Origin of the sequence: Streptomyces sp. QH1-20 (assembly GCF_041283565.1) — a bacterium.
GTDB lineage: Bacteria > Actinomycetota > Actinomycetes > Streptomycetales > Streptomycetaceae > Streptomyces > Streptomyces syringius.
In genome coordinates this window covers 4972307-4986777 of record NZ_CP166299.1, presented here as the reverse complement: position 1 = coordinate 4986777, position 14471 = coordinate 4972307, and the positions used below count along the sequence as shown (strand labels likewise).

Sequence of the window (14471 nt, the reverse complement as noted above, 5' to 3'; positions counted from 1 at the left end):
TTCAAGGAGGGAGCCATCGTGCGCAAGGTGCTCATCGCCAACCGTGGCGAAATCGCTGTCCGCGTTGCTCGTGCGTGCCGGGATGCCGGGATCGCGAGCGTGGCGGTCTATGCCGACCCGGACCGTGACGCGTTGCATGTCCGCGCGGCCGACGAGGCCTACGCGCTGGGCGGTGACACCCCGGCGACGAGCTACCTCGACGTGGCCAAGGTGCTTGCCGCGGCAGCCGAATCGGGCGCGGACGCCATCCACCCCGGATACGGATTTCTGTCCGAGAACGCCGAATTCGCGCAGGCCGTCCTCGACGCCGGCCTGACCTGGATCGGCCCGCCCCCGCAGGCCATCCGCGACCTCGGTGACAAGGTGGCGGCCCGTCATATCGCGCAGCGGGCCGGTGCCCCGCTCGTCGCCGGCACCCCCGACCCGGTCTCCGGGGCGGACGAGGTCGTCGCGTTCGCCGAGGAACACGGCATGCCGATCGCCATCAAGGCCGCCTTCGGCGGTGGCGGTCGCGGCCTGAAGGTCGCCCGCACCCTCGAAGAGGTACCGGAGTTGTACGACTCCGCCGTCCGCGAGGCCGTCGCCGCCTTCGGTCGCGGCGAGTGCTTCGTGGAGCGCTACCTGGACCGGCCGCGCCACGTCGAGACGCAGTGCCTGGCCGACAAGCACGGCAACGTCGTGGTGGTCTCCACCCGCGACTGCTCGCTGCAGCGCCGCCACCAGAAGCTCGTGGAAGAGGCCCCGGCCCCCTTCCTCACCCCGGAGCAGAACGCGGAGCTCTACCGCGCCTCCAAGGCCATCCTGCGCGAGGCCCGCTACGAGGGCGCGGGCACGTGCGAGTTCCTCGTGGGCCAGGACGGCACGATCTCCTTCCTGGAGGTCAACACCCGCCTCCAGGTCGAGCACCCGGTCACCGAAGAGGTCACCGGCATCGACCTGGTCCGCGAGATGTTCCGCATCGCCGACGGCGAGGAGCTCGGCTACGACGACCCGCCGATGCGCGGTCACTCGTTCGAGTTCCGCATCAACGGCGAGGACCCGGGCCGGAACTTCCTGCCCGCCCCCGGCACGGTGACCCGCTTCGACCCGCCGTCGGGTCCGGGCGTGCGCCTGGACGCCGGCGTCGAGAGCGGCTCGGTCATCGGCCCGGCGTGGGACTCCCTCCTCGCCAAGCTCATCGTCACGGGCGCCACGCGTGAGCAGGCGCTCCAGCGCGCGGCACGGGCCCTGGGCGAGTTCACCGTCGAGGGCATGGCCACGGCGATCCCCTTCCACCAGGCGGTCGTCACCGACCCGGCGTTCACCGCGGACCCGTTCACGGTCCACACCCGCTGGATCGAGACCGAGTTCGAGAACACCATCCCCGCCTTCACCGGCGCGGTGGCGGACGAGGACGAGGAGGCCCCGGGCCGCGAGACCGTGGTCGTCGAGGTCGGCGGCAAGCGCCTGGAGGTCTCGCTGCCCTCCTCGCTCGGCATGACCATCGCCCGCACCGCCGCCGCGGGCGGCGCGAAGCCGAAGCGCCGCGCGGCCAAGAAGGCCGGCTCGGCGGCCTCCGGTGACGCGCTCGCGTCGCCGATGCAGGGCACCATCGTGAAGGTCGCGGTCGAAGAGGGCCAGGAAGTGGCCGCGGGCGATCTGATCGTGGTCCTGGAGGCCATGAAGATGGAGCAGCCGCTGAACGCGCACCGCGCGGGCACGGTCAAGGGCATCACCGCGGAGGTCGGCGCCTCGGTCTCCTCCGGTGCGGTCATCTGCGAGATCAAGGACTGACCCCCGGCTCAGCACCGACCGCGGGCCCCGACCGGAACGATCCGGCCGGGGCCCACGGTTTTGGCCGCGCACCTTTGGCTGCGCCAAGCGGCACCCTGCCCAGCTCCCCCGGCGGTCGAGGGTTCCAGCCCGTCCGGCGATTGAAGACACCACCGAGCCGCAGGCTCACGCCGGCCGTCGGCCACCCGTAGGAGCCCACCCACCCGCCGGGAGGGCAACTGGCATCCTTGGACCCGCGAGGACCAGGACCGTACGCGGCCATGTGAGCGCACCGAGCGGGAGGACGACGCAAAATGGCGACCGATACGGCGCAGACGTCACCACGACCCATGCGCGCGGACGCGCGGCGCAACTACGAGCGGCTGCTCGTGGAAGCCCGCACCGCCTTCACCCGGCACGGCACGGACGCCTCCCTCGAGGACATCGCCCGGCGGGCCGGCGTCGGCATCGGGACGCTCTACCGGCACTTCCCCAACCGCACGGCCCTGATGAGCGCGGTCTTCCAGGGCGAGGTCGACTCCCTCCTCGCCCGCTCGCGGGAGCTGCTGGCGGCACCCGAGCCGTGCCGGGCGCTCGTGGACTGGCTGCGGGCCATCGTGGCGCACGCCAGCACCTACCGGGGGCTGTCGCGGGCCCTGATGGCCGCGCAGAGCGACGAGGCGTCCGCCCTGTCGCGGTGCAGCCTGCCGATGCGGGAGGCGGGCAGCACGCTGCTCGCCCGCGCCCAGCGGGCCGGGGCGGTCCGATCGGATGTGGACATCGTCGATCTGATGCAGCTGACGAACGCCATTTCCTTGGCGGTCGAACAGTCTCCGGACGATCCGGAGTTGGCCGACCGCCTGCTGATGTTGACGCTCACCGGTCTCAAGGCGTCCTCGGACCCCGGGCGGGACTGAGGTCAGCGCCGCCGGGGTGCCAGATCCGCCACGCGGGCCGTGGGCTGGTCGCCCATGCCGGACGCGCTGCGGAGCTGAGGCGCGCCCGGCGGGCCGCCCTGGCCCCGTCCGGGGTCCTGGCCGGGCCCCAGCGGGATGCTGCGGCGCTGCCCCGGCAGGGGCGGCACATCGCGCACCTCGCGGCGGCGGGATCCCTGGGCCTCACCGCCGGCCACCCCGCCCGGTCCCGAGCCCGACCCCGCGCCGGGCCCGGCGACCGAGATGTGCACGCCCTGGTCGGCGAGCGCCTGGAGCTCCGTCGCGGCACGGTCGTCGTGACCGGGCGGCTCATCGGTCACGAGTCTGGTGATGACGTCCGTGGGCACCGTCTGGAACATCGTGTCGGTGCCCAGCTTCGTGTGGTCCGCGAGCACCACGACCTCCGCGGCGGCCTGCACCAGCGCCCGGTCCACGCTCGCGGAGAGCATGTTGGACGTGGAGAGCCCGCGCTCGGCGGTCAGCCCGCTCCCCGACAGGAACGCCCGGGTCACCCGCAGGCCCTGCAGGGACTGCTCGGCCCCGCTGCCCACCAGGGCGTAGTTGGACCCGCGCAGGGTGCCGCCGGTCATGACGACCTCGACCCGGTTGGCGTGCGCGAGCGCCTGCGCGACGAGCAGGGAATTGGTGACCACGGTCAGACCCGGCACCCGCGCGAGCCGGCGGGCCAGCTCCTGCGTGGTCGTACCGGCGCCGACGACGACGGCCTCGCCCTCGTCGACGAAGCTCGCCGCGAGATCGGCGATGGCCGTCTTCTCGGCGGTCGCTAGATGGGATTTCTGCGGGAAGCCGGACTCCCTGGTGAAACCGCCCGGCAGTACCGCACCGCCGTGCCGGCGGTCGAGCAGTCCTTCTGCCTCCAATGCCCGCACGTCGCGCCGTACGGTCACTTCGGAGGTCTGGACGACGCGGGCGAGCTCCCGGAGCGAAACCGCTCCGTTGGCGCGCACCATTTCGAGGATCAATTGACGACGTTCTGCAGCGAACACGAAACCGACAGTAACGCCAACGCGCATCCGTTTTCAGCAGGTTGCAGCAATTAACGGAAGTTGTCCGCTACGCAACCCGCCAAGTGATATAGGGGAACCGGAAGAAGAGGCCCCGGCTCCCCTTCCACGGGGGCGGGGCCTCTCGCACCGGCGCTCGCGCTAGCCCTCCCGCTGCGTCTTGCGGGTGTGCAGCTGACGGGCCACCTCGGCGATCGAACCGGACAGCGACGGGTACACCGTGAACGCGTTCGCGATCTGCTCCACGGTCAGGTTGTTGTCGACCGCGATCGAAATGGGGTGAATCAGCTCGCTGGCCCGGGGCGAGACCACGACGCCGCCGACCACGATGCCCGTGCCGGGACGGCAGAACATCTTGACGAATCCGTCCCGGATGCCCTGCATCTTCGCCCGCGGATTGCGCAGCAGCGGCAGCTTCACCACGCGGGCGTCAATACGGCCGGCGTCGACATCGGCCTGCGTATAGCCGACCGTGGCAATCTCCGGATCCGTAAATACGTTCGCGGATACAGCCTTGAGATTCAGCGGCGCGACCGCGTCGCCCAGGAAGTGGTACATGGCGATCCGGCCCTGCATGGCGGCGACCGACGCCAGTGCGAAGACCCCGGTGCAGTCGCCGGCCGCGTAGACGCCGGGCGCGCTCGTGCGCGAGACCTTGTCGGTCCACACGTGCCCCGAGTCCTTGAGCCGGACGCCGGACTCCTCCAGCCCGATGCCCGCCGTATTGGGAATCGAGCCGACCGCCATCAGGCAGTGCGTACCGGTGATGACCCGGCCGTCCGCCAGCGTCACCTCGACCCGGTCGCCCACCCGTTTGGCGGACTGCGCCCGGGAGCGCGACATCACGTTCATGCCGCGGCGCCGGAAGACGTCCTCCAGCACGGCCGCCGCGTCCGGGTCCTCACCCGGCAGCACCCGGTCGCGCGAGGACACCAGGGTGACCTTCGAGCCGAGCGCCTGGTACGCGCCGGCGAACTCGGCACCGGTGACACCCGAGCCGACCACGATCAGCTCTTCGGGCAGCTCCTCCAGGTCGTAGACCTGGGTCCAGTTCAGGATCCGCTCGCCGTCCGGCAGCGCGTCCGGGATCTCCCGGGGGTGCGCGCCCGTGGCGATCAGCACCGCGTCCGCGACGAGCGTCTCCTCCGAGCCGTCCGCGGCCCGTACGACGACCTTGCGCGAGCCGTCCGGGGCCTGGTTCGGCTCCAGGCGGCCGCGGCCGCGCATGACCCGGCCGCCGGCCCGCGTCACCGAGGCGGTGATGTCGTGCGACTGGGCCAGCGCCAGACGCTTCACACGCCGGTTCACCTTGCCCAGGTCCACGCCCACCACGCGCGCCGCGTGCTCCAGATGCGGCGTGTCGTCGGCGACGATGATCCCCAGCTCCTCGTAGGAGGAGTCGAAGGTCGTCATCACCTCAGCCGTCGCGATAAGAGTCTTCGAGGGCACGCAGTCGGTGAGCACCGACGCCCCGCCCAGACCGTCGCAGTCGACGACGGTCACCTCCGCGCCGAGCTGCGCGGCGACGAGCGCCGCCTCATAGCCGCCGGGTCCGCCACCGATGATCACGATCCGAGTCACGTATTCCATTGTCCCGCACCCATCAAAGCGAATCCTTCCGGGGCCCGTATACGCGATTTCGCACGTAATACGCCGTGATCCAGGCGATCCCGTCCGGGGCGGCATCCGAGGATCCGTACGAGGTTCGGCAGCAGGTTCCGCGCGAACCCTCCTTCGAGACTGCCACCCCAAATGCCGTCCCGCCTCACTCCCGTACCCTCAGAACCATGTCGCTCTACGCCGCGTACGCCGGCAACCTCGACGCGCGGCTGATGTCCCGCCGCGCACCGCACTCGCCGCTGCGCGGCACGGGCTGGCTCGCCGACTGGCGGCTGACCTTCGGCGGTGAGCAGATGGGCTGGGAGGGAGCGCTCGCCACGGTCGTCGAGGCACCGCGCTCCCAGGTCTTCGTCGCCCTCTACGACATCGCCCCGATGGACGAGGACTCGATGGACCGTTGGGAGGGTGTCGGCCTCGACATCTACCGGCGGATGCGGGTCCGGGTCCACACCCTGGACGGCGAGGAACCGGCGTGGATCTACGTCCTGAACGGTTACGAGGGGGGCCTGCCCTCCGCGCGCTATCTCGGCGAGATCGCCGACGCCGCGGAGTCGGCGGGCGCCCCTCACGACTATGTGATGGAACTACGCAAACGACCCTGCTGACCCGGTAGGGCCGAACGGTGGGAAAGGATGAGAAATCGGTCTCGTCCAAAACCACAAGGCAACAATCAGAACACCGTCACCAGAGACATCTACGCGCGTAGGCCATTAGCGGTTACCCTCGTCCGCGTGAACGCATCAGTTACTCCGGACATCCAGGCCGACCCGTACACCGCGGCCGACGCCGCCGCCGCCCGCCTGCGCGAGCTCACGGGCGCCGAGACCCACGACGTCGCGCTGGTCATGGGCTCCGGCTGGCTCCCCGCCACCGAGGCGCTCGGCACCCCCGAGGCCGAGTTCCCCGTCACCGAGCTGCCCGGCTTCCCGCCGCCGGCCGTGGCCGGGCACGCGGGCACCATCCGCTCGTACAAGGTCAACGACAAGCGCGTCCTGGTCTTCCTCGGCCGCACGCACTACTACGAGGGCCGTGGCGTCGCCGCCGTCGCCCACGGTGTCCGCACGGCCGTCGCCGCGGGTGCCAAGACCATCGTCCTGACCAACGGCTGCGGTGGCCTCCGCGAGGGCATGCGCCCCGGCCAGCCGGTGCTGATCAGCGACCACATCAACCTCACGGCGACCTCGCCGATCGTCGGCGCGAACTTCGTCGACCTCACCGACCTCTACTCGCCGCGGCTGCGCGCGCTGTGCAAGGAGGTGGACGCGACCCTCGAGGAGGGTGTCTACGTCCAGCTCCCCGGCCCGCACTACGAGACCCCGGCCGAGATCAAGATGGTCCGCGCCATCGGTGGCGACCTGGTCGGCATGTCCACCACGCTCGAGGCCATCGCGGCCCGCGAGGCGGGCGCCGAGATCCTCGGCATCTCCCTGGTCACGAACCTGGCCGCGGGCATGACGGGCGAGCCGCTCAACCACGAAGAGGTCCTGCAGGCGGGTCGCGATTCCGCTGCGCGGATGGGAACGCTGCTGGCCAGCGTCCTGGACCGGCTCTGACATTTCGCCGGTGACCGCACGGGGTGACCTACCCGGTGCGGCACCGTCTCCCGCCTTCGGCGGGAGTGGGGGTTCGGGCCGTAGGCCCACAGCGCGGGCCCGGCCATAGGTCGGGCCCGCGCCCGTGTGCCTGGCAGCACCCCCCGCCCCTGGGCGGGGAGGGAATGAGCGCCGGCAGCCGCGCGGGGACGGGAGGGGACGGGGTGGGGTGGGCCCGGCAAGGGGCGTAAGGCGTGATTTGCGGGCCCGATCTCAGGGCACCGATGCAACACCGGGTGACGGGCCCGTAAATCATGCAGCCCCGTAGGGCCCGCCCCACCCCGGCACCGACCCACCCACCCACCGGCACCCACCCACCGGCACGCGCACCCCGGCACCGGCCGCCGCACCCCCAGTTCGTACCCCCTGACCACTCCGGAGGAGAACCCGTGGAGCGAGACCTCATCACGCTGGCCAAGTCGTGGCTGGCCGAGGACCCCGACCCCGACACCCGCGACGAGCTGGCCAAGCTCATCGACGCCGAGGACGTCACCGAGCTGACCGCCCGTTTCGGCGGCACCCTGCAGTTCGGCACCGCCGGTCTCCGCGGTGAGCTCGGCGCCGGGCCGATGCGCATGAACCGCGCCGTCGTCATCCGCGCGGCCGCCGGTCTCGCCGCGTACCTCAAGAAGCAGGGGCACGCGGGCGGCGTGGTCGTCATCGGCTACGACGCCCGTCACAAGAGCGCCGACTTCGCCCGCGACACGGCCGCCGTCATGGTCGGCGCGGGCCTGCGTGCCGCGCTGCTGCCGCGCCCGCTGCCCACGCCCGTGCTCGCCTTCGCGATCCGCCACCTCGGCGCGGTCGCCGGTGTCGAGGTGACCGCCAGCCACAACCCGCCGCGCGACAACGGCTACAAGGTCTACCTCGGCGACGGCTCCCAGATCGTGCCGCCCGCCGACGGGGAGATCGCCGCCGAGATCGCCGCGATCGCGAACCTCGCCGACGTGCCCCGCCCGAGCGCCGGCTGGGAGACCCTGCGCGACTCCGTGGTGGAGGCGTACCTGGAGCGCACCGACGCCGTTCTGACCGCCGGCTCCCCGCGTGACGTCCGCGTGGTCTACACACCCATGCACGGCGTCGGCCACGACACCCTGACCGCCGCCTTCGCGCGCGCCGGGTTCCCCGCGCCGACCGTGGTGGCCGAGCAGGCCGAGCCGGACCCCGACTTCCCCACCGTCGCCTTCCCCAACCCGGAGGAGCCGGGCGCGATGGACCTGGCGTTCGCCACCGCCCGCGAGGCGGCGCCGGACATCGTCATCGCCAACGACCCGGACGCGGACCGCTGCGCCGTCGCCGTCCCCGCCCCGGACAGCGTCGTCGGCTGGCGCATGCTGCGCGGCGACGAGGTGGGCGCGCTGCTGGCCACGCACCTGGTGCACAAGAAGGCGACCGGGACGTTCGCCACGACGATCGTCTCCTCCTCGCTGCTCTCCCGTATCGCGGCCGCCGCGCCGGGTGCCGCGTACGAGGAGACGCTCACCGGCTTCAAGTGGCTGGCCCGCGTGGACGGCCTGCGCTACGCCTACGAGGAGGCGCTGGGCTACTGCGTCGACCCCGAGGGCGTCCGCGACAAGGACGGCATCACCGCCGCCCTGCTGATCGCCGAGCTGGCCGCCGAGCTCAAGGCCTCCGGGCGCACGCTCACCGACCTGCTGGACGACCTCGCCGTCGAGCACGGCCTGCACGCCACGGACCAGCTCTCGGTGCGCGTCGAGGACCTGTCGCTGATCGCGAACGCCATGCGGCGGCTGCGCGAGCAGCCCCCGACGACCCTCGCCGGGCTCCGGGTCTCCTCCGCGGAGGACCTGTCCGAGGGCTCTGCGGCCCTGCCGCCGACCGACGGTCTGCGGTACCACCTGGCGGGTGACGCCACGGGCACCGTCTCCGCGGCGCGCGTCATCGTCCGCCCGAGCGGCACCGAGCCCAAGATCAAGTGCTATCTGGAGGTCGTCGTCCCGGTGACCGACGCGAGCGCCCTCACCGCCGCCCGCACCCAGGCCGAAACGGTCCTCGCCGCCATCAAGGCCGACCTCTCCAAGGCCGCCGGTATCTGACGCACAGGGGTGTTGCGGGACGTAAAGCGAAGCAGTCCCGCAACACCCCTGTTCCTCTACGCCACAGCTACGCCACAGCGAAGAGCACCACGAGCAGCACCAGCCCCACCACGGACGGCACGATCAGCTCGAAGGCCCATCGCACCTCCGGCTCCCCCTGCGCCCCCGGACGCGAAGCGTTCCGCTCGGCGAGTTCGCGCAGGTCGTCGATCGCCTGGTCCGCGGGGGCCCGGGTGAAGCCGGAGACTCCGACCGAGACCGTGCCGGTGACGTCCTCCGAAGCCGCCCGCGCCTGCCGTCGCGCAGCGGACTTGCGCTGGCGGAGGGAGACGGGGATCGCCCAGAGCTGGTACTTGGCGCCGCCCGCCAGGACCTCGCTGGAGTAACCGGCGCGGACGCCGGCCACACTCGCCCAGGGCAGCGTGATCGTGCGGAAGGGGTTGCGCACCCGGAGGGCGTCCTCGCCCGCCCATACCGCGGGGCGCAGCGTGAAGGCGATGACCAGCGGCACCCCGCACAGCAGCGCGGCCAGCGTGAGCCAGGGGGTGCGGCCCGCGCCGCGCACGATCGCGTCGCCGCCCAGCCAGGCTCCGATCAGAAGCAGCAGCACGCCGCCGCCGATGCCTGCGGCGGAGCGGTAGCACCGCTCGGCGTACCCCTGGTCCGGTGTGTTCTCAGGGGGCCGTGGTGCGGATGAGTCGTCCGGGCTCGTCATGCCGCCGATTGTGCACCACGCCCGCAGGAGGCAGTGTGGTGCAGGGGACGCCACCCTGGGGGGTGACACGCGCTACGCGCGTAGATATGCTCATCCGGTGACCATGCCCACTGTTCCCTCAAACGGCAACGAAGCCGCCGAGCGACTGGCGTCGATGGCGGACGTGACCGCCTCCGACGGTGCGCTGCGCCGCTTCCTGCACGGCCTGCCGGGTGTCGACACGGTCGGGCTCGAGGCCCGCGCCGCCATGCTCGGCACCCGCTCGATCAAGACGACGGCGAAGGCGTACGCCATCGACCTGGCAATCTCCATGATCGACCTGACGACGCTCGAGGGCGCGGACACCCCGGGCAAGGTCCGGGCGCTGTGCGCCAAGGGCGTCAACCCCGATCCGATCGACCGCACCACGCCCAAGGTCGCGGCGATCTGCGTCTATCCCGACATGGCGGCCACCGCCGCCGAGGCCCTCAAGGGCTCCGGCGTCAAGGTCGCCTCCGTCGCCACCGCCTTCCCGGCCGGCCGTGCCGCGCTGCCGGTGAAGCTGGCCGACACGCGCGACGCCGTCGCCGCCGGCGCGGACGAGATCGACATGGTGATCGACCGGGGCGCGTTCCTCTCGGGGCACTACCTCTCGGTGTTCGAGGAGATCAAGGCCGTCAAGGAAGCCTGCCGCCGGGAAGACGGCAGCGCCGCCCGGCTGAAGGTCATCTTCGAGACCGGCGAGCTGTCGACGTACGACAACATCCGCCGTGCCTCCTGGCTCGGCATGCTGGCCGGCGCCGACTTCATCAAGACCTCGACCGGCAAGGTCGCGGTGAACGCCACCCCGGCGAACACCCTGCTGATGCTGGAGGCGGTCCGCGACTTCCGCGCCACCACGGGCGTCCAGGTGGGCGTGAAGCCGGCCGGCGGCATCCGCACCACGAAGGACGCGCTGAAGTTCCTGGTCCTCGTCAACGAGACCGTCGGTGAGGAGTGGCTGACCAACACCTGGTTCCGCTTCGGCGCCTCCAGCCTCCTCAACGACCTGCTGATGCAGCGCCAGAAGCTGAGCACCGGGCGCTACTCCGGTCCCGACTACGTGACGGTGGACTGATCATGGCCTTTGAATACGCACCCGCGCCGGAGTCGCGCGCGGTCGTCGACATCGCCCCGTCCTACGGGCTGTTCATCGACGGCGAGTTCCGCGACGCCTCGGACGGCAAGGTCTTCAAGACCCTCTCCCCCTCCTCCGAGGAGGTCCTCTCCGAGGTCGCGCAGGGCTCGGCCGAGGACGTGGACGCGGCGGTCAAGGCCGCCCGCAAGGCGTTCGAGAAGTGGTCGGCGCTGCCGGGCGCCGAGCGCGCCAAGTACCTGTTCCGGATCGCCCGGATCATCCAGGAGCGCTCGCGCGAGCTGGCCGTCCTGGAGACCCTGGACAACGGCAAGCCGATCCGTGAGACGCGCGACGCCGACCTGCCGCTGGTCGCCGCGCACTTCTTCTACTACGCGGGCTGGGCCGACAAGCTCGACCACGCCGGCTACGGCCCGAACCCGAAGGCGCTGGGCGTCGCGGGCCAGGTCATCCCGTGGAACTTCCCGCTGCTGATGCTGGCCTGGAAGATCGCCCCGGCGCTCGCCACGGGCAACACGGTCGTCCTCAAGCCCGCCGAGACCACCCCGCTGTCGGCGCTGTTCTTCGCGGACATCTGCCGCCAGGCCGGTCTCCCCAAGGGCGTCGTCAACATCGTCACCGGTGAGGGCTCCACCGGCGCCGCGCTGGTCGAGCACCCGGGCGTCGACAAGGTCGCCTTCACCGGCTCCACCGCCGTCGGCAAGGCCATCGCGCGCAGCGTCGCCGGTACGGACAAGAAGCTGACGCTGGAGCTGGGCGGCAAGGGCGCGAACATCGTCTTCGACGACGCGCCCATCGACCAGGCCGTCGAGGGCATCGTCAACGGCATCTTCTTCAACCAGGGCCAGGTCTGCTGCGCGGGCTCGCGGCTGCTGGTCCAGGAGTCGATCCAGGACGAGCTGCTGGACGCGCTGAAGCGCCGGCTGTCCACGCTGCGTCTCGGCGACCCGCTGGACAAGAACACCGACATCGGTGCGATCAACTCCGCCGAGCAGCTGGCCCGGATCAAGGCCCTCGCCGACAGCGGCGAGGCCGAGGGCGCCGAGCGCTGGGCCCCGGCCTGCGAGCTGCCCTCCGCGGGTTACTGGTTCGCCCCGACGCTCTTCACGAACGTCACCCAGGCACACCGCATCGCCCGCGAGGAGATCTTCGGCCCGGTCCTGTCGGTGCTGTCCTTCCGCACCCCGGCCGAGGCCGTCGCGAAGGCCAACAACTCGCAGTACGGGCTGTCGGCGGGCATCTGGACCGAGAAGGGTTCGCGGATCCTGTCGGTGGCGAACAGCCTGCGCGCGGGCGTCGTCTGGGCCAATACGTTCAACAAGTTCGACCCGACCTCGCCCTTCGGCGGCTACAAGGAGTCGGGCTTCGGCCGCGAGGGTGGCCGTCACGGTCTGGAGGCCTACCTCGATGTCTGAGCGACTCAGTGTCTTCAAGACCTACAAGCTGTTCGTCGGGGGCAAGTTCCCCCGGTCCGAGAGCGGGCGGGTGTACGAGGTGACCGCAGCAACATCAGCCGCCGGCGCGGCGGGCAAGGGCAAGTGGCTCGCCAACGCCCCGCTGTCGTCCCGCAAGGACGCGCGTGACGCGGTCGTCGCGGCGCGCAAGGCGTTCGGCGGCTGGGCGGGCGCGACCGCGTACAACCGCGGCCAGATCCTCTACCGCGTCGCAGAGATGCTGGAGGGCCGCCGCGACCAGTTCGTCGCGGAGGTCGCCGACGCCGAGGGGCTCTCGAAGTCCAAGGCGGCGGCCCAGGTGGACGCGGCGATCGACCGCTGGGTCTGGTACGCGGGCTGGACCGACAAGATCGCGCAGATCGTCGGTGGCGCGAACCCGGTCGCGGGTCCGTACTTCAACCTCTCGACGCCGGAGCCGACCGGTGTGGTGGCCGTGCTGGCCCCGCAGGAGTCCTCCTTCCTCGGTCTGGTGTCCGTGATCGCCCCGGCGATCGCGGTCGGCAACACGGTCGTGGTCGTCGCCTCCGAGCAGGCCCCGCTCCCGGCGCTGTCGCTGGGTGAGGTGCTCGCCACCTCCGACGTGCCCGGCGGTGTGGTCAACATCCTGTCCGGCAGGACCGCGGAGATCGCTCCGTCCCTCGCCGCGCACCAGGACGTCAACGCGATCGATCTGGCCGGTGCCGACGCGGAGCTGTCCAAGGCGCTCCAGATCGCCGCGGCCGACAACCTCAAGCGCGTCCTCCGTCCACAGGCTGTGGACTGGTCCGCCGACCCCGGCACGGAGCGGATGACGGCGTTCCTGGAGACCAAGACCGTCTGGCACCCGACCGGTTCGCTCGGCGCGGGCGGCTCGGCCTACTAGCCGACGGCACCAGGACATACGACGGCGGCGGCTCCCCGGACCGGGAGCCGCCGCCGTCGCGTACGCGCGGCCATCGGACGACGGCCGTCAGCCGGCCGTCAGCCGGGCAGGAACTGCGCCGCGTAGCTCAGCAGCGGCAGTTGCTCCAGGGCGCCGCCCTGGGAGAGCGGCGCGGTGAGCATCGCGGTGCTCACCGGCTGGAAGTCGGCGACCTGGGTGCCGACCGCGTTGTCCGTCGGGTCGCTTCCCGTGCCGGCGAGCGGGTTGAGCCGCAGCACCTTGAGCGGGCCGAAGGCGCCCGCGGAGGAGTGGTACAGCGACTGGCCGAGGGCCGTCCCGGCCGACTCCGCCGAGATCTCGCCGAGCGAGACGCCGACCGGCTGGGCGCTGTCCTTGGCCGGCGCGGCGTTCGCGCTCGCCGCACCGCCCGCGACGATCGCAGCTCCCGCCGATACGGACACCCCGACGCGCACGAGGCCGCGCGGGAGCCCCGGACGGGGAGACTTGGAGCGTGCGTGTCGTGCGTGCGAGGCCATGGCCACCTGCCGGGTCGGGGGATGTCGGAGGACGACAACGCAACGTAGTGGAATAGTGACGTTTCGCGCACGTTTCGACCCGGGGGGATCCCCCATGCGGCCCAATGCCTCACACTGGTGTCCCGTGACTCCCCACCTGACTGAAGCGCGCGTCATCCTGCTGACCGGACCCTCTGGTTCCGGAAAGTCGTCCCTCGCGGCCCGCACCGGACTGCCCGTGCTCAACCTCGACGACTTCTACAAGGAAGCCGGCGACCCGACCCTGCCGCTGCTCGCGGACGGGGCCGGCGCCGACTGGGACTCGCCGCTGTCGTGGGACGCGGAGGCGGCCGTCGCCGCGATCGACGCCCTGTGCCGCACGGCCCGGACGCCGGTGCCGCTGTACGACATCTCCACCAGCTCGCGGACCGGGCAGAGCACGCTGGACATCGGGCGCACCTCGCTGTTCATCGCGGAGGGCATCTTCGCCGCGGACATCATCGAGCGCTGCCGGGAGCTGGGCGTCCTCGCCGACGCGCTGTGCCTGCGGGGCCGCCCCTCGACGACCTTCCGCCGCCGGCTGGTGCGCGATCTGCGGGAGGCCCGCAAGCCCGTCCCGTACCTGGTGCGGCGCGGCCTGCGGCTGATGCGCGCCGAGCGCGGCATCGTGGCCCGGCAGACGGCGCTCGGCGCGCACGCCTGCGACAAGGACGCGGCCATGGGCCGCATAGCCGCCGCGGCCGCCGGACGACGAGAGACGTGCGCCCCCGGCCCGGACCCCGTGCGGGTGGCCTGAGCTCAACCCGTCAACGGCCGGGGACCCGGAAAAC

The 14471-nt window shown here is 71.8% G+C and carries 13 protein-coding genes; 9 read left to right on the top strand and 4 right to left on the bottom strand.

The annotated features are described in order from the left end of the window. Positions 1 to 18: 18 nt before the first annotated feature. Both AB8O64_RS22715 and AB8O64_RS22710 read left to right on the top strand, forming a co-directional pair. Complete coding sequence (locus tag AB8O64_RS22715) at positions 19 to 1773, top strand: biotin carboxylase N-terminal domain-containing protein (RefSeq protein WP_370421009.1); 1755 nt, start codon at positions 19 to 21, stop codon at positions 1771 to 1773. A 293-nt stretch (positions 1774 to 2066) separates the two neighbouring features. Beyond that, positions 2067 to 2669, top strand: a complete 603-nt coding sequence (locus tag AB8O64_RS22710) for a TetR/AcrR family transcriptional regulator (RefSeq protein WP_370421008.1) — start codon at positions 2067 to 2069, stop codon at positions 2667 to 2669. Between the two features lie 2 nt (positions 2670 to 2671). Here the strand turns inward: AB8O64_RS22710 and AB8O64_RS22705 are convergent, their stop codons facing one another. Beyond that, entirely contained in the window at positions 2672 to 3721 is a 1050-nt protein-coding gene (locus AB8O64_RS22705) for a DeoR/GlpR family DNA-binding transcription regulator (RefSeq protein ID WP_356457931.1), read from the bottom strand. 132 nt (positions 3722 to 3853) lie between these two features. After that, the gene (locus tag AB8O64_RS22700) at positions 3854 to 5302 is read right to left on the bottom strand and encodes an NAD(P)H-quinone dehydrogenase (protein ID WP_370421007.1); all 1449 of its coding nucleotides are present in this window, start codon (positions 5300 to 5302) and stop codon (positions 3854 to 3856) included. Positions 5303 to 5499: 197 nt separating this feature from the next. Here AB8O64_RS22700 and AB8O64_RS22695 point away from each other — a divergent pair, with 197 nt between their 5' ends. From AB8O64_RS22695 to AB8O64_RS22685, 3 genes are all read left to right on the top strand, one after another. Beyond that, entirely contained in the window at positions 5500 to 5937 is a 438-nt protein-coding gene (locus AB8O64_RS22695) for a gamma-glutamylcyclotransferase (RefSeq protein ID WP_130879574.1), read from the top strand. Between the two features lie 126 nt (positions 5938 to 6063). Then, a complete protein-coding gene (locus AB8O64_RS22690) occupies positions 6064 to 6885 on the top strand; it encodes a purine-nucleoside phosphorylase (RefSeq protein ID WP_356457929.1) in 822 nt (273 codons plus the stop codon). 428 nt (positions 6886 to 7313) lie between these two features. After that, positions 7314 to 8981: a phospho-sugar mutase gene (locus tag AB8O64_RS22685; RefSeq protein ID WP_370421005.1), complete on the top strand. Its 1668-nt coding sequence runs from the start codon at positions 7314 to 7316 to the stop codon at positions 8979 to 8981. A 67-nt stretch (positions 8982 to 9048) separates the two neighbouring features. Here the strand turns inward: AB8O64_RS22685 and AB8O64_RS22680 are convergent, their stop codons facing one another. Further along, positions 9049 to 9696, bottom strand: a complete 648-nt coding sequence (locus AB8O64_RS22680) for a PH domain-containing protein (protein WP_370421004.1) — start codon at positions 9694 to 9696, stop codon at positions 9049 to 9051. 103 nt (positions 9697 to 9799) lie between these two features. Between AB8O64_RS22680 and deoC the strand changes: the two genes are divergently transcribed. Genes deoC through AB8O64_RS22665 form a run of 3 tightly spaced genes read left to right on the top strand, consistent with a single transcriptional unit; the run spans position 9800 to position 13126 of the window. Next, positions 9800 to 10792 carry a deoxyribose-phosphate aldolase gene (deoC, locus tag AB8O64_RS22675; RefSeq protein WP_356457946.1) on the top strand — a complete coding sequence of 331 codons (993 nt, stop codon included), beginning with the start codon at positions 9800 to 9802 and terminating at the stop codon, positions 10790 to 10792. After that, complete coding sequence (locus AB8O64_RS22670; RefSeq protein ID WP_370423936.1) at positions 10789 to 12225, top strand: aldehyde dehydrogenase family protein; 1437 nt, start codon at positions 10789 to 10791, stop codon at positions 12223 to 12225. The genes deoC and AB8O64_RS22670 overlap by 4 nt, the downstream gene beginning before the upstream one ends. Further along, positions 12218 to 13126 carry an aldehyde dehydrogenase family protein gene (locus tag AB8O64_RS22665; protein ID WP_370421002.1) on the top strand — a complete coding sequence of 303 codons (909 nt, stop codon included), beginning with the start codon at positions 12218 to 12220 and terminating at the stop codon, positions 13124 to 13126. Before AB8O64_RS22670 ends, AB8O64_RS22665 begins: the two co-directional genes overlap by 8 nt. Before the next feature lie 98 nt (positions 13127 to 13224). On the opposite strand, the gene AB8O64_RS22660 is transcribed toward AB8O64_RS22665, so the two are convergent. Next, a complete protein-coding gene (locus AB8O64_RS22660) occupies positions 13225 to 13662 on the bottom strand; it encodes a hypothetical protein (RefSeq protein WP_365380854.1) in 438 nt (145 codons plus the stop codon). A 94-nt stretch (positions 13663 to 13756) separates the two neighbouring features. Here AB8O64_RS22660 and AB8O64_RS22655 point away from each other — a divergent pair, with 94 nt between their 5' ends. Further along, positions 13757 to 14437: a uridine kinase gene (locus AB8O64_RS22655; protein ID WP_370421000.1), complete on the top strand. Its 681-nt coding sequence runs from the start codon at positions 13757 to 13759 to the stop codon at positions 14435 to 14437. Positions 14438 to 14471 lie beyond the last annotated feature (34 nt).

Bases quoted from the DNA above. Each gene is read 5' to 3' on its own strand.
- AB8O64_RS22665 (WP_370421002.1), top strand. From the start codon at position 12,218: ATGTCTGAGCGACTCAGTGTCTTCAAGACCTACAAGCTGTTCGTCGGG.
- AB8O64_RS22655 (WP_370421000.1), top strand. From the start codon at position 13,757: ATGCGGCCCAATGCCTCACACTGGTGTCCCGTGACTCCCCACCTGACT.
- AB8O64_RS22710 (WP_370421008.1), top strand. From the start codon at position 2,067: ATGGCGACCGATACGGCGCAGACGTCACCACGACCCATGCGCGCGGAC.
- AB8O64_RS22700 (WP_370421007.1), bottom strand. From the start codon at position 5,302: ATGGAATACGTGACTCGGATCGTGATCATCGGTGGCGGACCCGGCGGC.
- AB8O64_RS22695 (WP_130879574.1), top strand. From the start codon at position 5,500: ATGTCGCTCTACGCCGCGTACGCCGGCAACCTCGACGCGCGGCTGATG.
- AB8O64_RS22705 (WP_356457931.1), bottom strand. From the start codon at position 3,721: ATGCGCGTTGGCGTTACTGTCGGTTTCGTGTTCGCTGCAGAACGTCGT.
- AB8O64_RS22680 (WP_370421004.1), bottom strand. From the start codon at position 9,696: ATGACGAGCCCGGACGACTCATCCGCACCACGGCCCCCTGAGAACACA.
- AB8O64_RS22660 (WP_365380854.1), bottom strand. From the start codon at position 13,662: ATGGCCTCGCACGCACGACACGCACGCTCCAAGTCTCCCCGTCCGGGG.
- deoC (WP_356457946.1), top strand. From the start codon at position 9,800: ATGCCCACTGTTCCCTCAAACGGCAACGAAGCCGCCGAGCGACTGGCG.